This window comes from Pseudomonas sp. AC016 (genome assembly GCF_979253365.1).
The window spans coordinates 1,034,843-1,058,509 of the sequence record NZ_CEEDCC010000001.1 but is presented as its reverse complement, the minus strand read 5'-3'; the positions used below and the strand labels follow the sequence as shown (position 1 = coordinate 1,058,509).

20 protein-coding genes are annotated in these 23,667 nt (G+C 59.2%); 15 read left to right on the top strand and 5 right to left on the bottom strand.

Annotation, left to right across the window (positions count from 1 at the left end):
* Window positions 1-168: 168 nt before the first annotated feature.
* From AC0IXS_RS04615 to brnQ, 6 genes are all read left to right on the top strand, one after another.
* On the top strand, window positions 169-3,000 hold the full coding sequence (locus tag AC0IXS_RS04615; protein ID WP_004882577.1) for a 2-oxoglutarate dehydrogenase E1 component: 2,832 nt from the start codon (window positions 169-171) through the stop codon (window positions 2,998-3,000).
* A gap of 41 nt (window positions 3,001-3,041) precedes the next feature.
* Complete coding sequence (gene odhB, locus AC0IXS_RS04610; RefSeq protein WP_057410401.1) at window positions 3,042-4,262, top strand: 2-oxoglutarate dehydrogenase complex dihydrolipoyllysine-residue succinyltransferase; 1,221 nt, start codon at window positions 3,042-3,044, stop codon at window positions 4,260-4,262.
* A gap of 168 nt (window positions 4,263-4,430) precedes the next feature.
* Window positions 4,431-5,867, top strand: coding sequence for a dihydrolipoyl dehydrogenase (lpdA, locus tag AC0IXS_RS04605; RefSeq protein ID WP_043306336.1), 1,437 nt, complete (start codon window positions 4,431-4,433; stop codon window positions 5,865-5,867).
* 206 nt (window positions 5,868-6,073) lie between these two features.
* Complete coding sequence (sucC, locus tag AC0IXS_RS04600) at window positions 6,074-7,240, top strand: ADP-forming succinate--CoA ligase subunit beta (protein ID WP_004882574.1); 1,167 nt, start codon at window positions 6,074-6,076, stop codon at window positions 7,238-7,240.
* On the top strand, window positions 7,240-8,121 hold the full coding sequence (gene sucD, locus AC0IXS_RS04595; RefSeq protein ID WP_004882573.1) for a succinate--CoA ligase subunit alpha: 882 nt from the start codon (window positions 7,240-7,242) through the stop codon (window positions 8,119-8,121). Before sucC ends, sucD begins: the two co-directional genes overlap by 1 nt.
* Window positions 8,122-8,504: 383 nt before the next feature.
* Window positions 8,505-9,818 carry a branched-chain amino acid transport system II carrier protein gene (gene brnQ / locus AC0IXS_RS04590; protein ID WP_471823967.1) on the top strand — a complete coding sequence of 438 codons (1,314 nt, stop codon included), beginning with the start codon at window positions 8,505-8,507 and terminating at the stop codon, window positions 9,816-9,818.
* Window positions 9,819-9,899: 81 nt separating this feature from the next.
* Here brnQ and AC0IXS_RS04585 read toward each other — a convergent pair whose 3' ends face one another.
* Window positions 9,900-10,172 (bottom strand): hypothetical protein, encoded by a 273-nt coding sequence (locus AC0IXS_RS04585; RefSeq protein ID WP_004882571.1) that lies wholly within the window; start codon window positions 10,170-10,172, stop codon window positions 9,900-9,902.
* Between the two features lie 335 nt (window positions 10,173-10,507).
* Between AC0IXS_RS04585 and htpG the strand changes: the two genes are divergently transcribed.
* Complete coding sequence (gene htpG, locus AC0IXS_RS04580; protein WP_471823965.1) at window positions 10,508-12,415, top strand: molecular chaperone HtpG; 1,908 nt, start codon at window positions 10,508-10,510, stop codon at window positions 12,413-12,415.
* Window positions 12,416-12,505: 90 nt separating this feature from the next.
* Window positions 12,506-13,240, top strand: a complete 735-nt coding sequence (locus AC0IXS_RS04575) for a dienelactone hydrolase family protein (RefSeq protein ID WP_057410403.1) — start codon at window positions 12,506-12,508, stop codon at window positions 13,238-13,240.
* A 21-nt stretch (window positions 13,241-13,261) separates the two neighbouring features.
* On the opposite strand, the gene AC0IXS_RS04570 is transcribed toward AC0IXS_RS04575, so the two are convergent.
* From AC0IXS_RS04570 to AC0IXS_RS04555, 4 genes are all read right to left on the bottom strand, one after another.
* Window positions 13,262-14,113, bottom strand: a complete 852-nt coding sequence (locus tag AC0IXS_RS04570) for a pirin family protein (RefSeq protein ID WP_471823963.1) — start codon at window positions 14,111-14,113, stop codon at window positions 13,262-13,264.
* 184 nt (window positions 14,114-14,297) lie between these two features.
* On the bottom strand, window positions 14,298-15,515 hold the full coding sequence (fabB, locus tag AC0IXS_RS04565; protein WP_029243906.1) for a beta-ketoacyl-ACP synthase I: 1,218 nt from the start codon (window positions 15,513-15,515) through the stop codon (window positions 14,298-14,300).
* 10 nt (window positions 15,516-15,525) lie between these two features.
* Entirely contained in the window at window positions 15,526-16,041 is a 516-nt protein-coding gene (fabA, locus tag AC0IXS_RS04560; protein WP_024686114.1) for a 3-hydroxyacyl-[acyl-carrier-protein] dehydratase FabA, read from the bottom strand.
* Between the two features lie 220 nt (window positions 16,042-16,261).
* Window positions 16,262-18,187 (bottom strand): response regulator, encoded by a 1,926-nt coding sequence (locus AC0IXS_RS04555; RefSeq protein ID WP_057410405.1) that lies wholly within the window; start codon window positions 18,185-18,187, stop codon window positions 16,262-16,264.
* Window positions 18,188-18,473: 286 nt separating this feature from the next.
* Between AC0IXS_RS04555 and AC0IXS_RS04550 the strand changes: the two genes are divergently transcribed.
* The 7 genes from AC0IXS_RS04550 (at window position 18,474) to AC0IXS_RS04520 (ending at window position 23,595) form a co-directional block, all read left to right on the top strand.
* The gene (locus tag AC0IXS_RS04550) at window positions 18,474-19,499 is read left to right on the top strand and encodes an NAD(P)H-dependent glycerol-3-phosphate dehydrogenase (protein ID WP_057410406.1); all 1,026 of its coding nucleotides are present in this window, start codon (window positions 18,474-18,476) and stop codon (window positions 19,497-19,499) included.
* Between the two features lie 25 nt (window positions 19,500-19,524).
* Complete coding sequence (locus AC0IXS_RS04545; protein ID WP_025996429.1) at window positions 19,525-19,869, top strand: DUF4389 domain-containing protein; 345 nt, start codon at window positions 19,525-19,527, stop codon at window positions 19,867-19,869.
* Window positions 19,866-20,321: a phosphohistidine phosphatase SixA gene (sixA, locus tag AC0IXS_RS04540; protein WP_057410407.1), complete on the top strand. Its 456-nt coding sequence runs from the start codon at window positions 19,866-19,868 to the stop codon at window positions 20,319-20,321. The genes AC0IXS_RS04545 and sixA overlap by 4 nt, the downstream gene beginning before the upstream one ends.
* A 68-nt stretch (window positions 20,322-20,389) precedes the next feature.
* Window positions 20,390-20,833: a hotdog fold thioesterase gene (locus AC0IXS_RS04535; protein WP_029243910.1), complete on the top strand. Its 444-nt coding sequence runs from the start codon at window positions 20,390-20,392 to the stop codon at window positions 20,831-20,833.
* Between the two features lie 131 nt (window positions 20,834-20,964).
* Complete coding sequence (locus AC0IXS_RS04530) at window positions 20,965-21,786, top strand: alpha/beta fold hydrolase (protein ID WP_471823959.1); 822 nt, start codon at window positions 20,965-20,967, stop codon at window positions 21,784-21,786.
* Window positions 21,783-22,637, top strand: a complete 855-nt coding sequence (locus AC0IXS_RS04525) for an alpha/beta hydrolase (RefSeq protein WP_057410409.1) — start codon at window positions 21,783-21,785, stop codon at window positions 22,635-22,637. The genes AC0IXS_RS04530 and AC0IXS_RS04525 overlap by 4 nt, the downstream gene beginning before the upstream one ends.
* A gap of 127 nt (window positions 22,638-22,764) precedes the next feature.
* Window positions 22,765-23,595, top strand: coding sequence for a DUF4892 domain-containing protein (locus AC0IXS_RS04520; protein ID WP_081021837.1), 831 nt, complete (start codon window positions 22,765-22,767; stop codon window positions 23,593-23,595).
* Window positions 23,596-23,667: the final 72 nt, after the last annotated feature.

The following is a 23,667-nucleotide window of genomic DNA, read 5'->3' as shown; positions in this document are numbered from 1 at the left end:
AGGCTGCGGCTCTTATTTTGAAGAAATGAGACCAGCAGGGGCATCCGGGCTGGTACCCGGACTATCTGCGTGATTCCCTGGTGACTTGATACAGTCGCTGCACACGACTATTTCAGGATTGCTCTGGTGTCTTCGCCGGTGGTGTCCCCTTACCGAGGGTGACCAAGCATGCAAGAAAGCGTGATGCAGCGCATGTGGAACAGTGCCCACCTATCCGGTGGTAACGCTGCCTATGTGGAAGAGCTCTATGAGCTTTACCTGCACGACCCTAACGCTGTGCCAGAAGAATGGCGCACCTACTTTCAGAAGTTGCCAGCTGATGGCAGCTCTGCCACTGATGTATCGCATTCGACCATTCGCGATCATTTCGTGTTGCTGGCCAAAAACCAGCGCCGCGCTCAACCGGTGTCCGCCGGCAGTGTGAGCAGCGAGCACGAGAAGAAGCAGGTTGAAGTACTGCGACTGATCCAGGCTTATCGTATGCGTGGCCACCAGGCCGCCCAGCTCGATCCGCTGGGTCTGTGGCAGCGTCCTGCACCCGCCGATCTGTCGATCAATCACTACGGCTTGACCAATGCCGATCTGGATACGACTTTCCGCGCCGGCGACTTGTTCATCGGCAAAGAGGAAGCGAGCCTACGCGAAATCCACGAAGCGTTGCAGCAGACATATTGTCGCACCATCGGCTCCGAGTTCACGCACATCGTGGATTCCGAGCAGCGCAACTGGTTCATGCAGCGTCTGGAAAGCGTACGCGGTCGTCCTGCCTTTTCGGCTGACATCCAGAGCCATCTGCTCGAGCGCGTAACCGCTGCTGAAGGCCTCGAAAAATACCTGGGCACCAAATACCCGGGCACCAAGCGTTTCGGCCTGGAAGGCGGCGAAAGCCTGATTCCGATGCTCGACGAGCTGATCCAGCGTTCCGGCTCCTACGGCACCAAGGAAGTCGTGATCGGCATGGCCCACCGTGGCCGTCTGAACGTACTGGTCAACACCTTCGGCAAGAACCCGCGCGACCTGTTCGACGAGTTCGAAGGCAAGAAGAAAGTGGAGCTGGGTTCCGGTGACGTCAAGTATCACCAGGGCTTCTCTTCCAACGTCATGACCGCAGGCGGTGAAGTTCACCTCGCCATGGCATTCAACCCGTCCCACCTTGAGATCGTGTCTCCGGTGGTCGAGGGGTCGGTGCGCGCGCGTCAGGATCGTCGCAACGATCCGAACGGTGACAAGGTTCTGCCGATTTCCCTTCACGGCGACGCTGCCTTCGCAGGCCAGGGCGTTGTGATGGAAACCTTCCAGATGTCGCAGACCCGCGGCTTCAAGACGGGCGGCACGATCCATATCGTCATCAACAACCAGGTAGGCTTCACCATCAGCAACCCGCTGGACTCGCGTTCCACCGAGTACGCCACCGACGTTGCGAAGATGATTCAGGCACCGATTCTCCATGTGAATGGCGATGATCCTGAAGCCGTGATGTTCGTGACCCAGCTGGCGATCGACTACCGCATGCAGTTCAAGCGTGACATCGTCATCGACCTGGTCTGCTACCGTCGTCGCGGTCACAACGAAGCTGACGAGCCGAGCGGCACCCAGCCTCTGATGTACCAGCAGATCACCAAGCAGCGCACCACCCGCGAGTTGTATGCCGAGCGCCTGATCAAGACCGGCGTTCTCGACGAGGCCCGTGTTCAGGCCAAGGTCGACGACTATCGCAGTGCGCTGGACAATGGTCTGCACGTGGTGAAAAGCCTGGTCAAGGAGCCGAACAAGGAATTGTTCGTCGACTGGCGTCCGTATCTGGGCCACGCCTGGACTGCGCGTCACGACACGCGTTTTGACCTCAAGACCCTGCAGGAACTGTCCGCCAAACTGATGGAACTGCCGGAAGGCTTTGTCGTGCAGCGTCAGGTCCAGAAGATCTACGAGGATCGCCAGAAGATGCAGGCCGGTGGCTTGCCGATCAACTGGGGCTATGCCGAAACCATGGCGTACGCCACGCTGGCGTTCGAAGGTCACCCGATCCGCATGACGGGTCAGGACATCGGTCGCGGTACGTTCTCGCACCGTCACGCTGTGTTGCACAACCAGAAGGATGCAGGCACCTACATTCCGCTGCAGAACCTGTACGCCGGTCAGCCTCGCTTTGACCTGTACGACTCGTTCCTGTCGGAAGAAGCGGTGCTGGCATTCGAGTACGGCTATTCGACCACCCAGCCCAACGCGCTGGTCATCTGGGAAGCCCAGTTCGGCGACTTCGCCAACGGTGCCCAGGTGGTTGTCGACCAGTTCATCACCAGCGGCGAGCACAAGTGGGGTCGTCTGTGCGGTCTGACCATGCTGTTGCCTCATGGTTATGAAGGGCAGGGCCCGGAGCACTCCTCCGCACGCCTTGAACGCTACCTGCAATTGTGTGCCGAGCACAACATTCAGGTATGTGTGCCGACCACGCCGGCCCAGATCTACCACTTGCTGCGCCGTCAGGTGATCCGCCCGCTGCGCAAGCCACTGATAGTGCTGACGCCCAAGTCGCTGCTTCGCCACAAGCTTGCGGTTTCGACGCTCGAAGAACTGGCCGAAGGCTCGTTCCAGACCGTGATCCCGGAAATCGATACCCTCGACCCGGCCAAGGTCACACGTCTGGTGCTGTGCAGCGGCAAGGTCTACTACGACCTGCTGGAAAAACGCCGTGCCGAAGGTCGTGAAGATATCGCCATCGTTCGTATCGAGCAGCTGTATCCGTTCCCTGAAGATGACCTGATGGAAACGATCGCGCCTTATACCAACCTGCAGCATGCAGTCTGGTGTCAGGAAGAGCCGATGAACCAGGGTGCCTGGTACAGCAGTCAGCATCATCTGCGTCGCAGTGTGGGCAACCACAAGCGCGAACTCGTTCTCGAGTATGCAGGTCGTGACGCTTCTGCCGCGCCAGCCTGTGGCTACGCTTCGATGCACGCCGAGCAGCAGGAAAAACTCCTGCAAGATGCCTTCACTGTTTAACGCCTTCGAGCATTAGAAACCGAATTAAGGAATTACAGATAATGGCTATCGAGATCAAAGCCCCCTCTTTCCCGGAATCCGTTGCCGACGGCACCATTTCCAAGTGGCACAAGCAACCGGGCGAAGCGGTAAAACGTGACGAGCTGCTGGTCGACATCGAGACTGACAAGGTTGTCCTCGAAGTTCTGGCCGAAGCCGACGGCGTGCTGGCATCGATCGTTAAAGGCGAGGGCGACACTGTCCTGTCCAATGAGCTGATTGCAACCCTGGACGCCGGTGCAACTGCATCGGCTGCTCCAGCTGCTGCTGCTGCCGCTCCTGCTGCATCGGCGCCTGCTGCATCCGCCGCTGACGATGAAGACCCGATTGCTGCGCCTGCCGCACGCCAGCTGGCTGCAGAAAACGGTATCAACCTGGCCAGCGTCAAGGGCACCGGTAAAGACGGCCGTATCACCAAGGAAGACCTGGTTGCTGCGATTGAAGCGAAGAAATCCGCTCCAGCCGCCGCACCTGCTGCCAAGCCTGCTGCTGCCGCCGCTCCTGTCGTTGCCGCTGGCGACCGCACCGAGAAGCGCGTGCCGATGACTCGTGTGCGTGCAACCGTGGCCAAGCGTCTGGTTGAAGCCCAGTCGAACATGGCCATGCTGACCACGTTCAACGAAGTGGACATGACTGAAGTCATGGCGCTGCGTTCGAAGTACAAGGACCTGTTCGAGAAGTCGCACAATGGCGTACGTCTGGGCTTCATGTCGTTCTTCGTCAAGGCGGCTACCGAAGCACTGAAGCGCTTCCCGGCTGTCAACGCGTCGATCGACGGTTCCGACATCGTTTACCACGGCTACGCTGACGTGGGTGTTGCGGTTTCCAGCGACCGTGGTCTGGTTGTACCGGTTCTGCGTAACGCCGAGCACATGAGCCTGGCTGAAATCGAAGGAGGCATCGCCACGTTCGGCAAGAAGGCGCGTGACGGCAAGCTGTCCATCGACGAGATGACCGGCGGCACGTTCACCATCACCAACGGTGGTACTTTCGGTTCGATGATGTCGACGCCGATCGTCAACCCGCCGCAGGCAGCCATCCTGGGCATGCACAACATTCTGCAGCGTCCCATGGCCGTCAACGGTCAGGTCGTGATCCGTCCAATGATGTATCTGGCGCTGTCGTACGATCACCGTTTGATCGACGGTAAAGAAGCTGTAACCTTCCTCGTTACCATCAAGAACCTGCTGGAAGATCCAGCGCGTCTTCTGCTGGATATCTGATGAAGCGGCCACAGGTTGTTGTACGTGTCGGACTTGAGCGATCGGGTCGATGTGCAGCCTGAGGCTGGTGTGTTGCATCTTATGAATTGGTCGCAAGCCAGCGACGCCGCAAGGCAGAGCGGCTTGCAGCTTGCAGCTTGAAGCTCGCAGCTAAAAAGGAATCTTTTTATGTCCCAGAAATTCGACGTGGTAGTGATTGGCGCAGGCCCTGGTGGTTATGTTGCCGCCATCAAGGCTGCGCAACTTGGTCTCAAGACTGCCTGCATCGAGAAATACCAGGACAAGGAGGGCAAACTGGCCCTCGGCGGTACCTGCCTGAACGTGGGTTGCATTCCGTCCAAGGCGCTGCTGGACAGCTCTTGGAAGTTCTACGAAGCCAAGAACGGCTTTGCGGTCCACGGTATTTCGACCTCCGAAGTGAGCATGGACGTACCGGCCATGATCGGTCGCAAGTCCACCATCGTCAAAGGCCTGACCGGCGGTGTTGCCAGCCTGTTCAAGGCCAACGGCGTGACCACTCTGCAAGGCCACGGCAAGCTGCTGGCCGGCAAGAAGGTCGAGCTGACCGGTGCTGACGGCACAGTCGAAATCATCGAAGCAGATCACGTGATCCTGGCTTCCGGTTCGCGTCCGATCGACATTCCGCCGGCTCCGGTCGACCAGAAAGTCATCGTCGACTCGACAGGTGCTCTGGAATTCCAACAGGTGCCAAAACGCCTGGGCGTAATCGGCGCAGGCGTGATCGGTCTGGAACTGGGTTCCGTATGGGCGCGTCTTGGCGCTCAGGTGACCGTTCTGGAAGCACTGGAGAAATTCATTCCAGCAGCTGACGAAGCGGTTTCCAAGGAAGCGCTGAAGACCTTCACCAAGCAGGGTCTGGACATCAAGCTGGGCGCTCGCGTAACCGGCTCGAAAGTCAACGGCGAAGAAGTTGAAGTCACCTACACCGACGCTTCCGGCGAACAGAAGATCGTTTTCGACCGCCTGATCGTGGCCGTAGGCCGTCGTCCTGTGACGACTGATCTGCTGGCAGCCGACAGCGGCGTCGACATCGACGAGCGCGGCTTCATCTTCGTCGATGACCATTGCACCACCAGCGTTCCGGGCGTCTACGCGATCGGCGACGTGGTTCGTGGTCTGATGCTGGCGCACAAGGCGTCGGAAGAGGGCATCATGGTCGTCGAGCGCATCAAGGGTCACAAGGCCCAGATGAACTACGATCTGGTTCCTTCGGTCATTTACACCCACCCGGAAATTGCATGGGTCGGCAAGACCGAGCAGACCCTGAAGGCCGAAGGCGTTGAAGTCAACGTCGGTTCCTTCCCGTTCGCAGCCAGCGGCCGTGCCATGGCAGCCAACGATACTGGCGGTTTCGTCAAGATCATCGCCGATGCCAAGACCGACCGCGTTCTGGGTGTTCACGTGATTGGCCCGAGCGCTGCCGAACTGGTACAGCAGGGTGCTATTGCAATGGAGTTCGGTACCAGCGCTGAAGACATCGGCATGATGGTCTTCTCGCACCCGACTCTGTCCGAAGCGCTGCACGAAGCGGCCCTGGCAGTGAATGGCGGCGCCATCCACATCCAGAACCGCAAGAAACGCTGAGACAACAAGAAACCACGACGCAGTGCCCGTCGTGAATCCTGCCAGCAGGAATCACCGCGGAATCTGCGTCGGACTCGACCTCTCAGGCGGCTTCAGGAAGGCCCGACGGCCTTTCCGGAGTCCACCCGGAGTAGCGGTCACAGGTGGTGCGGCACGCTGACGTGCAGCACCGAATGCGCAGTACCTAAACGAAGACGGTAATAAGCATGAATCTTCACGAGTATCAGGGTAAGCAGCTGTTCGCTGAATACGGCCTGCCAGTATCCAAAGGCTACGCAGTAGACACCCCCGAAGCAGCAGCAGAAGCCTGCGACAAGATCGGCGGAACCGAGTGGGTCGTCAAAGCCCAGGTTCACGCAGGTGGTCGCGGTAAAGCGGGCGGCGTAAAGCTGGTTCGCAGCAAGGAAGACGCTGCAGCGTTCGCACAGCAGTGGCTGGGCAAGCGTCTGGTGACTTACCAGACTGACGCCAATGGTCAGCCAGTGACCAAGATCCTGGTCGAGTCGTGCACCGATATCGCCAAAGAGCTGTACTTGGGCGCTGTTGTAGACCGTTCCAGCCGTCGTATCGTGTTCATGGCTTCCACCGAAGGTGGTGTTGACATCGAGAAGATCGCTCACGACACTCCTGAAAAGATTCTCAAGGCCACGATCGATCCACTGGTTGGCGCTCAGCCGTTCCAGGGTCGCGATCTGGCATTCCAGCTGGGTCTGGAAGGCAAGCAGGTCACTCAGTTCGCCAAGATCTTCACCGGTCTGGCCAAACTGTTCCAGGACCACGATCTGGCCCTGCTGGAAGTGAACCCGCTGGTGATCAAGGCTGACGGCGACCTGCATTGCCTCGACGCCAAGATCAACATCGACGCCAACGCCATGTACCGTCAGCCAAAGCTGAAGGCTTTCCACGATCCATCGCAAGATGACCCGCGCGAAGCCCACGCTGCCAAGTTCGAACTGAACTACGTGGCACTGGAAGGCAACATCGGCTGCATGGTCAACGGTGCCGGCCTGGCCATGGGTACCATGGACATCGTCAACCTGCATGGCGGCAAGCCTGCAAACTTCCTTGACGTTGGCGGTGGCGCTACCAAGGAACGCGTTACCGAAGCGTTCAAGATCATCCTGTCCGACACCAACGTCGCTGCAGTACTGGTCAACATCTTCGGCGGCATCGTTCGTTGCGACATGATTGCCGAAGGCATCATCGGTGCAGTGAAAGAAGTTGGCGTGAAAATCCCGGTTGTTGTTCGTCTTGAAGGCAACAACGCTGAACTGGGCGCTAAAGTACTGGCAGAAAGCGGTTTGAACATCATCGCGGCTACCAGCCTGACCGACGCTGCTCAACAAGTCGTCAAAGCTGCGGAGGGCAAATAATGAGCGTCCTGATCAATAAAGACACCAAGGTTATCTGCCAGGGCTTCACTGGCTCGCAGGGTACCTTCCACTCCGAACAAGCCATTGCCTACGGCACCAAAATGGTTGGCGGCGTGACACCAGGCAAGGGTGGCACCACTCACCTGAACCTGCCGGTGTTCAACACTGTTGCAGAAGCGGTTGCTACCACTGGCGCCGATGCTTCGGTTATCTACGTTCCGGCTCCTTTCTGCAAGGATTCGATCCTGGAAGCTGCATTCGCCGGCATCAAGCTGATCGTCTGCATCACCGAAGGCATCCCCACCATCGACATGCTGGAAGCCAAGGTCAAGTGTGACGAACTGGGCGTGGTCCTGATCGGCCCTAACTGCCCAGGCGTCATCACTCCGGGCGAATGCAAGATCGGCATCATGCCAGGCCACATTCACTTGCCAGGCAAGGTCGGTATCGTGTCGCGTTCCGGCACCCTGACCTATGAAGCTGTGAAGCAGACCACTGACGCCGGTTTCGGTCAGTCCACCTGCGTCGGTATTGGTGGTGATCCGATCCCGGGCTCCAACTTCATCGATATCCTGAAACTGTTCCAGGAAGACCCGAAGACCGAAGCGATCGTCATGATCGGTGAGATCGGCGGTTCGGCTGAAGAAGAAGCGGCTGCCTACATCAAGGCACACGTGACCAAGCCGGTTGTTTCCTACATCGCTGGTGTGACTGCTCCTCCGGGTAAGCGCATGGGCCATGCGGGCGCAATCATCTCCGGCGGTAAAGGTACTGCAGACGAGAAATTCGCTGCACTGCAGGACGCGGGCGTCAAAACCGTTCGTTCCCTGGCAGACATCGGCAAGGCCCTGGCCGAGCTGACCGGTTGGCCGGTGAAGTAAGCCTCGCTTACTTTTTCGAGCAATCAGCAAAGGCTACCTTCGGGTGGCCTTTGTGCATTATGGAGATTGAGAAATCAATCGCGGCCACGCCACTGGCAAGCTACTGAAGAACCAACATTTTTTTGTAACAGACCCGTGGTGGCACCTCCCGCAGTTGAGTGTCAGTGGCTATAAATTCCTGCGCTTATAAAGTGCGTATATCGGAAGCTCGCCCTTCAATAGTGCATTTATTGCCCGGATTCGCTACCCTGTCGACCGTTTTTGCGTCGCCCTCACAAGGGGCACGTCGCAAGGTACTGGCACGTCTTACGCTGACGGGCTGCGTTCACCTCATTCACGGGTGACGTCATTTCCCTTATCTCGATTTTGTGTGGTCCTTTGCAATGAAAGTGTTGAAAGGCCAGGACATCCTGGCACTTGGTTTCATGACGTTCGCTCTGTTCGTCGGCGCGGGCAATATCATCTTCCCGCCTATCGTGGGTCTGCAGGCAGGTCCCCATGTATGGATCGCCGCGCTGGGCTTTCTGGTCACGGCAGTGGGCTTGCCAGTGGTCACGGTAATTGCCCTGGCCAGAGTCGGTGGTGCGATGGATGCGTTGAGCAGCCCTATCGGCAAGGTCGCGGGCGGTATCCTCGCTGCGGTGTGTTACCTCGCCGTCGGCCCTTTGTTCGCCACGCCGCGCACGGCCACGGTTTCCTTCGAGGTCGGGCTTGCGCCGTTGACCGGTGACGGTCCGATGGCGCTGGCCCTCTATAGCCTCGTATATTTCCTGGTGGTGTTCTGGGTGTCGTTGTATCCGGGTCGGCTGCTCGACACGGTAGGGCGCTTTCTCGCGCCGCTGAAGATGCTTGCACTGGCGATTCTGGGTATCGCGGCCTTTGCTCTGCCAGCAGGCGACATCGGTACTGCAGAGCCTGCTTATACGGCAGCGCCGTTCTCACAGGGCTTCATCAATGGTTATCTGACCATGGACACCTTGGGAGCTCTGGTCTTCGGTATTGTCATCGTCAATGCCATTCGCTCCCGTGGCGTCGAATCGCCGCGGCTGATCACGCGTTACGCGATCATCGCCGGACTGATTGCCGGGGTAGGGCTGGCGCTGGTGTACATCAGTCTGTTTCGCCTGGGTTCCGGCAGTCACTCGGTGGCTGCGGGTGCAACCAATGGCGCGGTGGTGCTGCACGCTTATGTGCAACACACCTTTGGTTCGCTGGGCAGCGGCTTTCTGGCCGTGCTGATTTCGCTGGCGTGTCTGGTGACAGCGGTAGGTCTGACCTGCGCCTGTGCCGAATACTTTGCCAAGATCCTGCCGCTGTCCTACAGGACGCTGGTGGTGATGCTGGCTGTCTTCTCGCTGCTGGTGTCGAATCTGGGCCTGACCAAGCTGATCCTGTTCTCGATCCCGGTACTGACCGCGATCTATCCGCCCTGCATCGTTCTGGTTGCGTTGAGCTTCTGCAAGGGATTCTGGCAACGTCTGGGTCGAGTGGTGGCACCTGTCATGCTGGTGTCGCTGATCTTTGGGCTGATCGATGCTATAAAAGGCGCGGGCTTTACCGACTTTCTGCCGAAAGCGTTGGCTAACTTGCCATTGAGTGAACAGGGTCTGGCCTGGTTGATTCCGTCGGTTATAACATTGGCGGGTGCAATCATTGTCGACAGAATTAAAGGCAAACGCAGCGAAGCGTTGGCATGAAGTCGGTCATATAACTAAACGCGCAATAATAAAGCCCGCCTAAGCGGGCTTTATTATGTGTAGTTCTGCAAGCCGATGGCTTTACTTGGTTGCAGGTGCTGCTTCAGTCGCCGGGGCCGGAGCCTGGTTGGCGTTCTCGGTCGCGCGCTGTTGAGCGGCTTCAGCGTTTTTCTGAGCAGCTTCCTGGCTTTCCTTGGCCGCGTCGTTCACTTTTTCCTGAGCCTTCTCCATCGACTCCTGGGACTGTTGAGCAGCTTTGTTGGCATCTTGCTGAGTGTTCTCGGATTTTTTGTCGCAGGCAGCAAGACCCAGAGTGGCAGAAAGCATCAAGGCATAGGCTAAAGATTTACGCATGGGGTATTTCTCCTTATTGAGTATCCACGTGCCTAAGAGCATGGCCGTGTAAATTAAGTTCCAGACAGTTCGGTATATTATTTAACCTCGCTGTTTTATTCATGTTTCTTCCGGCTGAAACAGCTCGCAAGCAGTGGCCGATGCTATTACGCATACGCGGTGCCGATCCGGAACGACAAAGAAGTTCACAGCCCGGTCGACAGTCGGAATGCACCGATTGATTCCTGTGCTCTTGAAATCCCTCGCCCAGCCCCCACTTTGATGACTACGCGCTGCTACACAGGCTCATGCCTCGCTGTGGCGGCTTATGCCATCCAGATCGGAGTTTGATGACCATGAGTGTGGAAACTCAAAAGGAAACCCTGGGCTTCCAGACCGAGGTAAAGCAGCTGCTTCACCTCATGATCCATTCGCTGTATTCCAACAAGGAAATCTTCCTTCGCGAATTGATCTCGAACGCGTCTGACGCGGTCGACAAATTGCGTTTCGAGGCGCTGTCCAGGCCTGAGCTGCTGGAAGGCGGCGCAGAGCTGAAGATTCGCGTGAGCTTCGACAAGGACGCGAAGACCGTTACGCTCGAAGACAACGGCATTGGTATGAGCCGTGACGATGTGATCACCCATCTGGGGACCATCGCCAAATCCGGTACCGCTGATTTCATGAAAAACCTGTCGGGCGACCAGAAGAAGGATTCGCACCTGATCGGTCAGTTCGGCGTCGGTTTCTATTCGGCGTTCATCGTCGCCAGTCAGGTTGAAGTGTTCAGCCGTCGTGCGGGCCTGCCGGCCAGCGAAGGTGTGCACTGGTCCTCCAAGGGTGAAGGCGAGTTCGAAGTCGCGACCCTGGACAAGGCCGAGCGCGGCACCCGCATCGTCCTGCACCTGAAGGACGGCGAAGATGAGTTTGCCGACGGCTATCGTCTGCGCAACATCATCAAGAAGTACTCCGACCATATCGCTCTGCCTATCGAGCTGCCGAAAGAGCAGGCTCCAGCGGCAGAAGGCGAAGAGGCACCGGCGCTCGAGTGGGAAACCGTCAACCGCGCCAGTGCGCTGTGGACCCGTTCCCGTTCCGAAGTGAAGGACGAGGAGTATCAGGAGTTCTACAAGCACGTCGCCCATGACTACGAGAACCCGCTGAGCTGGAGCCACAACAAGGTCGAAGGCAAGCTGGAGTACACCTCGCTGCTTTATGTACCGGCCCGCGCACCGTTCGACCTGTATCAACGCGAAGCGCCGCGTGGCCTGAAGCTGTACGTGCAGCGTGTCTTTGTCATGGATCAGGCCGAGTCGTTCCTGCCGCTGTACATGCGCTTCATCAAGGGCGTGGTCGATTCCAATGACCTGTCGTTGAACGTGTCCCGCGAGATCCTGCAGAAAGACCCGATCATCGACTCGATGAAGTCGGCTCTGACCAAGCGTGTTCTCGACATGCTGGAAAAACTGGCGAAGAACGAGCCCGAGCAATACAAGGGTTTCTGGAAGAATTTCGGTCAGGTCCTCAAGGAAGGCCCGGCAGAAGACTTCGCCAACAAGGAGAAGATCGCCGGCCTGCTGCGCTTCGCTTCCACTTCCGACGAGAGCGGCGAGCAGAGCGTTTCTCTGGCCGAGTACCTGGCTCGCGCCAAGGAAGGTCAGGACAAGATCTACTACCTGACCGGCGAATCCTACGCTCAGGTCAAGAACAGCCCGCACCTTGAAGTCTTCCGCAAGAAAGGCATCGAAGTGCTGCTGTTGACCGACCGTATCGACGAGTGGCTGATGAGCTACCTGAGCGACTTCGACGGCAAGGGCTTCGTGGACGTGGCGCGTGGTGATCTGGATCTGGGCAAGCTCGACTCCGAAGAGGACAAGAAGGCTCAGGAAGAGATCGCCAAGGACAAGGAAGGCTTGATCGAGCGTATCAAGACGGCCCTGGGCGAGTCTGTCAGTGAGGTGCGTGTGTCGCATCGTCTGACCGATTCACCTGCGATTCTGGCCATCGGCGAGCAGGATATGGGTCTGCAGATGCGTCAGATTCTGGAAGCCAGCGGTCAGAAGGTTCCGGAATCCAAGCCGATCTTCGAATTCAACCCGGCTCACCCTCTGATCGGCAAGCTGGACGCCGAACAGAGCGAAGAACGCTTTGGCGACCTGTCGCACATCCTGTTCGATCAGGCTGCGCTGGCTGCCGGTGACAGCCTCAAGGATCCGGCCGCTTACGTGCGCCGTCTGAACAAGCTGTTGGTAGAACTGTCGGTTTGATGACCGAATGACAGAAAACCCGCTTCGGCGGGTTTTTTGTTTGTGCTTGTGCACTGTATTTTTACAACCTCAAATGATCAGGAGTCAGCGATGAGCAGCAAGATTACTGTCCGTTCCGTAGTACACCAGATTGATGGTCAGCCCTACGAAAGTCGTCTCGTGTACGACGCCAGCGCGACCTCGTCCCGTCCTGGCCTGTTGATGGCTCCCAACTGGATGGGCGTCAGCGAAGGTGCCGAGGACATCGCCAAGGCCGTTGCTGAGCAGGGTTATGTGGTGCTGCTGGCTGACCTTTATGGTCAGAAAATTCGCCCGGCCAATGGCGATGAAGCAGGCGCGGCAATGATGCCCCTGAAGGACGACCGTGCATTGCTGCGCAAGCGCATGCAGGCCGGGCTCGATCTGCTGCTGAGTCAGGCAGGTGTGTCACTGGACGCCAAGCGCATTGCGACGTTCGGCTTCTGCTTCGGTGGCTGCTGCTCGCTGGAGTTGGCGCGCAGCGGTGCTGATGTGAAGGCGGCGATATCCTTCCACGGCACACTGGACACGCCAAACCCTGGCGATGCCAGCAACATCAAGGGTTCTGTTCTGGTCCTGAACGGCGCATCGGACCCGATGGTGCCGAAAGAGCAGCAGTTGGCGTTCGAAGATGAAATGAACGCGGCAAATGTCGACTGGCAACTGCATAACTATGGCGGCGCGTTCCACTCGTTTACCGATCCGCACGCCAATGTTCCGGGCAAGATGATGTACGACGCCAAGGTCGCAGCGCGGGCCTTCAAGTCGATGCACGATCTGTTGAGCGAAGTGTTCAACCAAAAGTAAGTCAGTTTAACGGCCGGATCTTCAAGGCAACTCGATCCGGCCCTTTTCTCCCTGAACGGTCGGCCAGTTGCCTTCCGCCCATCGACGCCTTGCGTTTTCGATCAGTTCGGGGTCGCTGGCGACGAAATTCCAGTTCATGCGTCGCGGTCCGTCCAGGGCTGCGCCGCCTATCAGCACCGCATGGCATTCGCTTTCTGCGCACAGGTTGACGGTGGCTCCCGGTTCCAGCACGACCAGCGTGCGGGGCAGGACCGGTGTGCCGTCCAGTGCAGCTTCCCCTTCGAGCACATACAGCGCGCGCTCCTGATGTTCCGGTTCAATCGCCAGGGTCGTGGCGGTCTGCAGGCGTATTTCAGCGTACAGCGTGTCCGAGAGCACCGGTACGGGTGATTGCAGGCCAAAGCCGTTACCCGCCAGCATGCGTACGAAAATTCCCATGCTGTCGCTTTGCGGCAGGCTATGTGCCGGGTGATGGCTGTAATGACCTTCACCCTGTTCGTGGTCGCGGGGCGATGCCAGCCAGACCTGCAGGCCATGCAGGCGGGATCCGCTCATTCGCAAAGGCTCCGGCGTGCGCTCGATGTGGGCGATGGCTGCGCCTGACGTCATCCAGCTCACATCTCCCGCCTTGACGCACTGATCGCTGCCCAGGCTGTCCTTGTGCTGCAGTTCGCCTTCCAGCAGGTACGTCAGCGTCGACAGGCCGATGTGCGGATGCTGACGGATATCCATGCCGGTGCCGGGCGGGTAATCCGTCGCGAGCATATGGTCGAAGAACACGAATGGCCCCACGCTGCGGCAGCTTGCGGAGGGCAGGGGGCGCAGGATCGGCTGGCCTTCCACCGTTTCAGCGCGTGGTGTGAGGGTGAGCATGATTCGGGTCTCTATGATGAGGCAGGGAATGGCAGGAATCATAACGCGGGCTGGGTGAGGGGCGAATGTCATCGCCGGCAAGCCGCCTCCCACGAACCGTATCGTCCAGCGTCCAGCGTGCTGCATTCTAAAAACAGAAAAGGCGCCTCGAAAGGCGCCTTTTCAGTCTTGCACGGGTTCCTGCTTACGCCTGATAGCGCTGCAGAACCAGTGTTGCGTTGGTGCCACCGAAGCCGAAGCTGTTGCTCATGATGCGATCGAGCTTTGCGTCTTCCCGGGTTTCCAGCAGGATCGGCATGTCAGCGACTTTCGGGTCCAGCTCGTCGATGTTCGCGGAGCCGGCGATGAAGTTGTTCTCCATCATCAGCAGGCAGTAGATCGCCTCGTGAACGCCAGCGGCACCCAGCGAGTGGCCCGACAGGCTCTTGGTGGAGCTGATCGCCGGAGCATTGTCGCCGAAGACTGCACGTACGCCGTTCATCTCCATCTCATCACCGACCGGGGTCGATGTGCCATGGGTGTTCAGGTAGTCGATCGGGCCTTCAACGGTCGACAGGGCCATCTGCATGCAGCGGATGGCACCTTCGCCGCTCGGTGCGACCATGTCGTAGCCATCGGATGTCGCGCCGTAGCCGACGATTTCCGCGTAGATCTTCGCGCCACGTGCCAGAGCGTGTTCCAGCTCCTCGACCACGACCATGCCGCCACCGCCTGCGATGACGAAACCGTCACGCTTGGCGTCGTAGGCGCGGGAAGCCTTTTCCGGCGTCTCGTTGTACTGGGTCGACAGTGCGCCCATGGCGTCGAACAGGAACGACTGGCTCCAGTGTTCCTCTTCACCACCGCCTGCAAAGACGATGTCCTGCTTGCCCAGCTGGATCTGCTCGACAGCGTTGCCGATGCAGTGGGCGCTGGTGGCGCAGGCGGAAGAGATGGAGTAGTTCACGCCCTTGATCTTGAACGGCGTGGCCAGACAGGCGGAAACGGTGCTGCCCATGGTCCGCGTGACGCGGTAAGGGCCAACGCGCTTGACGCCTTTCTCACGCAGGATGTCCAGCGCTTCCATCTGGTTCAGTGTCGATGCGCCGCCGCTGCCAGCGATCAGGCCGGTGCGCACGTTGGACACCTGCTCGTCGGTCAGGCCGGCGTCAGCGATGGCGTCTTTCATGGCCAGGTAGGCATAGGCTGCCGCATGGCCCACGAAGCGGTAGATCTTGCGATCGATCAGTTCTTCAAGGTTGAGGTCGATGGAGCCGGCAACCTGGCTGCGCAGACCCATTTCGGCATATTCCGGCTGGAATTTGATGCCAGGGCGGTTGGCACGCAGGTTAGCGGTGACGGTGTCTTTGTCATTGCCCAAGCAGGAAACAATACCCAGACCAGTGATAACGACGCGGCGCATGCGATTACCCTTAGAAATTTTCAGTGGAAGTGAACAGGCCGACACGCAGACCTTCGGCGCTGTAGATTTCGCGACCATCAACGCTCACGGTACCGTCGGCGATAGCCAGGACCAGTTTGCCGCGCATGGTGCGTTTGATATGGATGTTATAGGTGACTTTTTTGGCAGTCGGGAGAACCTGACCGAAAAACTTCACTTCACCTGAACCCAGGGCGCGGCCGCGGCCGGGGTTGCCTTGCCAGCCGAGATAGAAACCGACCAGCTGCCACATGGCGTCAAGGCCCAGGCAGCCCGGCATCACCGGGTCACCTTCGAAGTGACAGGCAAAGAACCACAGGTCAGGATTGATATCGAGTTCGGCGACCAACTCACCCTTGCCGAACTTGCCGCCTTCTTCGCTGATGTGCGTAATGCGGTCAACCATCAGCATATTGGGGGCGGGCAGTTGCGCATTACCTGGGCCGAACAGCTCGCCACGACTGCAGCGCAGCAGGTCTTCCCGGGTAAAGGCGTGTTGTTTGGTCATGCGAGCTCCTCAATGATCTTGTGCGGCAGGTTGGGGCGCCACTGGCCCAAACGCCAGTCCTGGCGGACTAATTTGCCAGGACTATGTCCGGCAGCCTACTCATAGACTGTTGCGTTGTAATGAAAGTCACAGGACAGGAGAAATCAAAGTACACCTGTGCACTGAATTTTGTCGCTCGACCACCGTTCAGGGTCGATCAGGCTGTCAAGACTGCCGCAATTTAACATTTATCGCCAGTCGCAGGTGTCCGAAAGAATAGCCAGCGCCGCAAAACCTGCTGTAAATCAGCGTGTTTGAAGGGCTTTGCGAGATAGTCGTCCATCCCCGCCTGTAAACAGGCGTCACGATCACCCTGCAGTGCGTTGGCCGTCAACGCAATAATGGGCAGCTGTTCGAGGCCTTCCAGTTGCCTGATACGGCGCGTGGCTTCATAGCCGTCCATGACCGGCAGTCGGCAATCCATCAGAATAAGACCATATTCTCCCGCAGCGGCCATGTTCACAGCCTCGGCACCATCGACGGCGACGTCCACCCGGCACCCCAGGTTGTGCAGCATGGCCTGAACCACGGTGCGGTTCACCTGATTGTCCTCGACCAGCAGAACACTGCGCTCCTTGCCCGAAGCGTCCAGTGCCGACAGCGGTTGGCGAATGTCGACGGGCAGTTGCCGCGATATCGACAGTGGTATCTGCAGGGTGAACAGCGACCCCGCGCCTTCTTCGCTTTGCGCGCGCAACGTGCCACCCATGCGCTCGGCCAGGGTGCGCGCGATCGGCAGGCCAAGGCCGGTGCCGCCGTAGCGTCTGGAGATGGAGCTGTCAGCCTGCTGGAAGGCGTCGAACATCGATTCCAGCATGTCGGCATGAATGCCGATGCCGCTGTCCTGAACCGTGCAGGTGAATTGCAGCCGGTCGTCTTCGATCAGACTCCAGCCCGCCTTGATGCAGACGCTGCCTTGCTCGGTGAACTTCAGCGCGTTACCGATCAGGTTGACCAGAATCTGCCGGATACGTGTCGGATCGCCGATGACCGTCAGCGATTCCAGACCTGGCTGGACCTGCAGATTCAACTGCAGGTTGCGCTGCTGTGCATTGTGGTTGAAGGCATGGGTGGATGCGTTGACCAGTTCGGCCAGATTGAACGCGATTCCCTCCATCTGCAGCGCGTCGCGTTCGATGCGCGAGAAATCGAGAATGTCGTTGATGACGCGTAACAGATGCTCGGTGGACTCGGTGGCGAGCGTGGCGTATTCGCTCTGCTCGTCGGTCATGCGTGTCGTTTCCAGCAATTGCAGCATGCCCAGCACGCCGTTCATGGGCGTGCGCAACTCGTGGCTCATCATCGCCAGAAAGTCGGATTTGGCACGGTTGGCCTGTTCCGCTTCCTCGCGGGTCTGGATGAGCTGCGCCATGGAGCGTTGCTGCTCCAGGCTGGCCTTGTCCAGATTCGCTGCCAGGTTATTGATGTGCCGCGCCAGCGCCCCGAGTTCGGCATCGTCACTGACCGGCAGCGGCGTTCTGTAGTCTCCCTGCTGAATGGCCTTGAGGGCTTCACCCATGCGGCTGATCGGGCGCGACAGGCTGAGGGCAAGGCGTCTGGCCAGGAGGAACGTGAACAATAACGCGCACAGCGCCAGGATGCCGGCCTTGAGCAGGATTTCCTGCTGGCGTCGGTTGAAGGCTTCGCTGGACATGCCGACCAGTACCCGGCCCAGATAGCGCTTGGAGCCTGCCGCCGATAACGGCTCTCCCGCTGCAGGTGCCTTGTGTACGACCAGATGCTGGGCGCGTACCGGTGCCTGGAAAATTTCCATCTGGCGCGTCTGGTGTTCGTTTTCCCTTGGTTGATCGATGTAGACCAGAACGGTGTTGGAGCTGTCCTGAATCTCGACATAGCGAACGCTGGGCATGGACAGCGTGGCGCGCATCAGGCCCTTGAGGCTTTCGGTGTCGCCGACCAGCAATCCGGGCTCGGCGGCAGGCGCCAGCTGGTTGGCGATGAGTTGGCCGGTGTGGTTGAGTTCCTGACGCAGATCCTGAATCCGCACGAACGTGAAGAACCCGATCAGCAGGACGGTCAGCAGCAGGGCCGGGCCGAGACTGATCATTTGCGTGCGGGTGTTGATGTCCCAGTGACGAAACGTCATCGCCAGCCCCGTTCGGCGGCGGCCTGTTCCTGAAATTCGACTGATGCGTCCATGCTGGTGCGCTCGCGGGTTCGTATCAACGCATCAGTGGCATCGTTCCGGATGCTCAGGAAAGCCGATGTTCACGATAATGCATGCAGTGTCCGCGCATGTTAACCGAGATGGTGGCAGTTTCCAGATACCTTATTGTTTGCTGACAGGCTCTGGCGCGTTTGACGCTGGCCGATGACGCAACGCTCCGTATAATGCCGACATCGCCAGTCAATGGCCCAGGATGGATTGATTTATGACCACGCAGCAGCCTGTAGCGGTTCTTGGTGGCGGCAGCTTTGGCACCGCCATCGCAAATCTTCTGGCCGAAAACGGCCATCAGGTTCGCCAGTGGATGCGTGATCCCGAGCAGGCGGAGGCCATTCGCGTCAACCGTGAAAACCCGCGCTACCTCAAGGGCATCAAGGTCCGGCCGGAAGTGGAGCCTGTAACCGATCTGGCCGCAACGCTTGAAGGCAGCGAGCTGATCTTCGTTGCGTTGCCCTCCAGCGCCTTGCGCAGTGTGCTGTCACCTCATGTCGAATGCCTGAGCGGCAAGATGCTGGTGAGCCTGACCAAGGGTATCGAAGCGCAGACCTTCAAGCTGATGAGTCAGATTCTCGAAGAGATCGTGCCGCAGGCGCGTATCGGCGTGTTGTCCGGACCGAATCTGGCGCGGGAAATCGCCGAGCATGCGTTGACCGCCACTGTGGTCGCCAGCGAAGACGAGGCGCTGTGTCAGCAGGTGCAGGCCGTTCTGCATGGTCGTACGTTTCGGGTTTACGCCAGCGCCGATCGGTTCGGTGTCGAACTGGGTGGGGCGCTGAAGAACGTGTACGCGATCATCGCCGGTATGGCCGTGGCGCTGGACATGGGTGAAAACACCAAAAGCATGCTGATCACACGCGCCCTGGCCGAGATGACCCGTTTTGCTGTCGCTCAGGGTGCCAACCCGATGACGTTTCTGGGGCTCGCCGGCGTCGGCGACCTGATCGTCACCTGTTCTTCGCCGAAAAGCCGCAATTATCAGGTCGGTTTCGCGCTGGGTCAGGGGCTGACTCTCGACGAGGCGGTCACGCGTCTGGGCGAGGTCGCAGAAGGGGTGAACACCCTCAAGGTGCTCAAGGTCAAAGCCCAGGAAGTCCAGGTTTATATGCCACTGGTCGCGGGCCTGCATGCCATCCTTTTCGAAGGTCGTACGCTCAACCAGGTCATCGAAGCGCTGATGCGCGCCGAGCCCAAGACGGACGTCGATTTCATTTCAATCACGGGCTTCAATTGAAACCACTTCAGCCGGGAGAAGGATCTTGAACGAGTCGAATACCCAGAAGAACGAATCCATCGCGCTGCGCATCCTCTGGATGCTGCTATTTGTCATCGTCTGGCAGGTTGCAGAAGTGGTACTGGCAGGCGTGGTCATTGTGCAACTGGGCTATCGCCTGATCTACGGCGCACCCAGCGGCAGCCTCATGAACTTTGGCGACAGCCTCAGCCAGTTTCTGGCTCAGATCGGCCGTTTCGGCACCTTCCATTCGGATCAGAAGCCCTGGCCGTTCGCTGACTGGCCGACGCCACGTGCCCCGGAGGGTGAAGCTGCGCATTTTGTTGCGCCTGCGCCGCACCCGGTGCGTGACGAGGAGCCGAAGCTATGAAGGTCTGGGTGTTGCGCCACGGCGAAGCCCAGTCCCGGGCGCGCAGCGATGCCGAGCGGGAGCTGACCGCTCATGGTCGAGAAGAAGTGCTCAAGAGCGCCGTTCATCTGAGCGACAAGCCGTTGCAGAAAATACTTGCCAGCCCTTATGTGCGCGCGCAGCAGACAGCCGGGCTGGTGCACAGGTCGCTGGGCTTCGATGATGCGGTCGTGACCGTGCCATGGCTGACACCGGACAGCGATCCGCGTGAGGTTCTGGATCAACTCGCGGCGCTGACTGTCGACGAAGTCCTGCTGGTCAGCCATCAGCCTTTGGTCGGTGCCCTGATCGGGCTGCTGGTCCACGGCAGTTATCAGCACGCCGAACCGATGAGCACGGCCAGCCTTGCCGAGCTTGAAGGCGATCATGTGCTCGCAGGTGGCATGAACCTCAACAGCATTCGCCACGTGTGAGCGCACTCGCAAGTCGGCCGCTCGCCGTGTGAAAAACCAGCGTCACCCCACCATAAAAAGGACTGAACATGAGTGTATGGCGTGTCACCCCGGATATCGATGCCCTGATGAAGGCGCAGAAGAACACCATCGGCGAAGTGCTTGATATCCGCTTCGAAGCCTTCACGGACGACTCCCTGACCGCCAGCATGGTGGTCGATCAGCGCACCCATCAACCCTTCGGCCTGCTGCACGGCGGCGCGTCAGTGGTGCTTGCCGAATCACTGGGTTCGATGGCCAGCTACCTGGTTGTGGATCCGGGCAAGTTTTTCTGCGTTGGGCTTGAGGTCAACGCCAACCACCTGCGTGGCGTGCGTTCCGGACGCGTCACAGGCGTGGTAAAGCCGGTGCACCTGGGCCGTACGACCCATGTCTGGGACATTCGAATCACCACTGAAGAAGGCAAGCTGAGCTGCATTTCGCGCCTGACCGTCGCGGTGGTGCCACACGGGCAGGAACCGCCGGCTCGTTGACTGGCCTCGGGCTTCCGACACTTCGGCCTGTAAATGGCCGGAGTGACACCTTCGATGGCAGTTCCAATCGTTGTCGTAGTTTTGGCCCGGTGCGCACAATCAATACTCGTCCGGCCCTTGAGTCTATCGGCATGCCCCAGCCCGTGTTCTTCGCCCACGCCAATGGCTTTCCCTCGGCCACCTACGGCAAGCTGTTCGCTGCACTGGCCCCTGAGTATACGGTAGCGCATCTGGAACAGCATGCCCATGATCCGCGTTTTCCCGTGGACGACAACTGGCTGAATCTGGTCGACGAACTGATCCATCATTTGCGAGAACAGGCCGAGCCGGTGTGGGGCGTGGGCCATTCGCTGGGCGGGCTGTTGCACCTGCACGCCGCCCTGCGTTGTCCCGAGCTTTACCGAGGGGTGGTGATGCTCGATTCGCCGGTACTGGGGCTGGCTGACCTGTTGTTCATCCGCGCTGCCAAGCGTCTTGGGTTCATTGACCGGATCACGCCTGCGGGGCGAACGCTGGGGCGTCGGGAGGCCTTTGCCGATCTGGAATCTGCGCGGGCCTATTTTTCCAGCAAGACGCTGTTTCGCAGATTCGATCCGGAATGCCTGGATGCCTATCTGCAGCATGGCCTGCAACGGGATGGCGAGCAGTTGCGCCTGCGCTTCGATCCGGCCACTGAAATCAGTATCTACCGCAGCATTCCCCACACCAGCCCCGTTCCATCACGGCAGCTCAAGGTGCCGCTGGCAATGGTGCGTGGCAAGCACAGCCGTGTGATCATGCCGCACCATGGCTATCTGGCCAGACGCATGCGTGAAGGCGAATACCTGTCGATGCCGGGAGGGCACATGTTTCCACTGGAACGGCCGGATGAAACGGCGCAGTTGCTCAAATCACTGTTCGAGCGCTGGGATGAACGCAGCGCACAACGTCATCCACAGAAAACTCCCGCATGAAGTGTGCTGTCGAGGAAGTGCGCCTGAGCCTCGGGCATGTCGAGCTTGCTGCGCATCTGTTCGGCCCCGAAGACGGCACGCCGGTCATCGCGTTGCATGGCTGGCTCGACAACGCCAACAGCTTTTTCAGACTTGCCCCGAAGCTTGACGGCCTGCGTATCGTGGCACTGGATCTGGCCGGTCACGGTCACTCCGATCACCGACCGGCAGGTGCCGGCTATGCGTTGGCCGATTATGTGTTCGACGTCCTTCAGGTCGCCGAGCAGTTGGGCTGGTCGCGCTTCGCGCTGCTCGGGCATTCGTTGGGGGCAATCATTTCGGTCATGCTGGCTGGCGCGCTGCCCGAGCGGGTTAGCCATCTTGCGTTGATCGACGGCCTGATCCCGCTGACAGGCGAGGCTGACTCTTCTGCTGAAAGGATGGGCGCTGCGCTGCAGGCGCAACTGGCGTTGCCCGACAAGAAAAAACCGGTTTATCAGGACCAGGACCGGGCCATTCTGGCGCGCATGAAGGGCGTGGTGGCAGTCAGCCGCGAGGCTGCCGAGTTGCTGGCGCAGCGCGGACTGATGCCGGTGCCGGGCGGATACACCTGGCGCAGCGACAGCCGCCTGACGCTGCCTTCTGCGACGCGCCTGACCCACGAACAGGCCATGGCGTTTATCAACAATGTGAAATGTCCGACGCAATTGGTCATTGCCCGCGAGGGCATGCTGGCGAAAAAACACGACATGATCGAGCGTCTGCCTTTCGGCATCGAAACCTTGCCGGGCGGCCATCACCTGCATCTGGATGACGAGGAGGGCGCGTGCGCTGTTGCACGCTGTTTCAATCGCTTCTTCGCTGCTTCTTGACTTGCGGTCGGCAACTGCCGACGCTGAGCAGGTTGAAACAGGAGCCAACCACGATGGATCAATCCTCCACTCTGCAAGATTGCCTTGTCGGCAATGCCCCTCATGTTTTCCTTTCGTCTGCCTGCCAATGAGAGCACTCATGCGTGTATCCAGTGTTCCATTCGTTGCACTCCTTGCGTCGGTCTTCAGTGCCATGGTGGGTGCTGCCGATTTGCCGGGCAGTCAGGATTTGCAGATTCTGCCGCGTCTGGCTGACTCGGAAATCGTCGACTATCGGCCCCGCGCCGAACTCGAACGTGTCTACCCGATGGGCTCGATCCGCAAGATCAGCGGCCAGTTGCGGTTCGATGGTCAGGTCAGTGCGCGAGGCAATCTGACGTCGGTTACCTATCAGCTGCCTGCCGAGCATTCTTCTGACGATGCCTTCACCGCAGCGCGCGAAGCCTTGCAACAACAGGGTGCCGAGTTGCTGTTCTGGTGCCAGGCCCGCGACTGTGGCGAAAGCAGCCTGTGGGCCAACGAGGTGTTCGGCAACTCCAAGTTGTACGGCGCCGATGACCGGCAAGCGTATCTGCTGTTGCGCCTTGCTGAACCCGATACGGATACGCTGGTTTCGCTCTACAGCATCACCCGTGGCAATCGCCGTGCCTATCTGCATGTCGAGCAGTTCGAATCAGCCGCGCCGCTGGGCGATCTGTTGCCGACCTCGGCCACCTTGCTGCGTCAGCTCAAGAGCACCGGCAGGCTCGATCTGCCAAGGTTGAGTGGCGACCCTCAGGAGACCTGGGTGACGTTGATATCGCGCGGGCTCAACCTCGACAGCACCTTGCGTGCCACCGTTTCCGGGGCCAGCGCGGCTGCATGGCGCGATGCGTTGATCGCCAAGGGTGTCCGTGCTGCACGACTGGAGACCGGCGGTGCCGATAAAAAGGGCGTGTCCATCGAGGTGATTCGCTAGCATTCCAAGTGCTGCCCATGACGAATACGGCTGACGCGAGCCGTGTTCGTCTTTATGCTCGCCACTTCCGAT

Bases quoted from the DNA above. Each gene is read 5' to 3' on its own strand.
- sucC (WP_004882574.1), top strand. From the start codon at position 6,074: ATGAATCTTCACGAGTATCAGGGTAAGCAGCTGTTCGCTGAATACGGC.
- AC0IXS_RS04535 (WP_029243910.1), top strand. From the start codon at position 20,390: ATGAGTGTATGGCGTGTCACCCCGGATATCGATGCCCTGATGAAGGCG.
- sucD (WP_004882573.1), top strand. From the start codon at position 7,240: ATGAGCGTCCTGATCAATAAAGACACCAAGGTTATCTGCCAGGGCTTC.
- sixA (WP_057410407.1), top strand. From the start codon at position 19,866: ATGAAGGTCTGGGTGTTGCGCCACGGCGAAGCCCAGTCCCGGGCGCGC.
- AC0IXS_RS04570 (WP_471823963.1), bottom strand. From the start codon at position 14,113: ATGCTCACCCTCACACCACGCGCTGAAACGGTGGAAGGCCAGCCGATC.
- AC0IXS_RS04530 (WP_471823959.1), top strand. From the start codon at position 20,965: ATGCCCCAGCCCGTGTTCTTCGCCCACGCCAATGGCTTTCCCTCGGCC.
- AC0IXS_RS04550 (WP_057410406.1), top strand. From the start codon at position 18,474: ATGACCACGCAGCAGCCTGTAGCGGTTCTTGGTGGCGGCAGCTTTGGC.
- AC0IXS_RS04555 (WP_057410405.1), bottom strand. From the start codon at position 18,187: ATGACGTTTCGTCACTGGGACATCAACACCCGCACGCAAATGATCAGT.
- AC0IXS_RS04520 (WP_081021837.1), top strand. From the start codon at position 22,765: ATGAGAGCACTCATGCGTGTATCCAGTGTTCCATTCGTTGCACTCCTT.
- AC0IXS_RS04585 (WP_004882571.1), bottom strand. From the start codon at position 10,172: ATGCGTAAATCTTTAGCCTATGCCTTGATGCTTTCTGCCACTCTGGGT.
- lpdA (WP_043306336.1), top strand. From the start codon at position 4,431: ATGTCCCAGAAATTCGACGTGGTAGTGATTGGCGCAGGCCCTGGTGGT.
- AC0IXS_RS04525 (WP_057410409.1), top strand. From the start codon at position 21,783: ATGAAGTGTGCTGTCGAGGAAGTGCGCCTGAGCCTCGGGCATGTCGAG.
- brnQ (WP_471823967.1), top strand. From the start codon at position 8,505: ATGAAAGTGTTGAAAGGCCAGGACATCCTGGCACTTGGTTTCATGACG.
- odhB (WP_057410401.1), top strand. From the start codon at position 3,042: ATGGCTATCGAGATCAAAGCCCCCTCTTTCCCGGAATCCGTTGCCGAC.
- fabA (WP_024686114.1), bottom strand. From the start codon at position 16,041: ATGACCAAACAACACGCCTTTACCCGGGAAGACCTGCTGCGCTGCAGT.
- fabB (WP_029243906.1), bottom strand. From the start codon at position 15,515: ATGCGCCGCGTCGTTATCACTGGTCTGGGTATTGTTTCCTGCTTGGGC.
- htpG (WP_471823965.1), top strand. From the start codon at position 10,508: ATGAGTGTGGAAACTCAAAAGGAAACCCTGGGCTTCCAGACCGAGGTA.
- AC0IXS_RS04575 (WP_057410403.1), top strand. From the start codon at position 12,506: ATGAGCAGCAAGATTACTGTCCGTTCCGTAGTACACCAGATTGATGGT.
- AC0IXS_RS04615 (WP_004882577.1), top strand. From the start codon at position 169: ATGCAAGAAAGCGTGATGCAGCGCATGTGGAACAGTGCCCACCTATCC.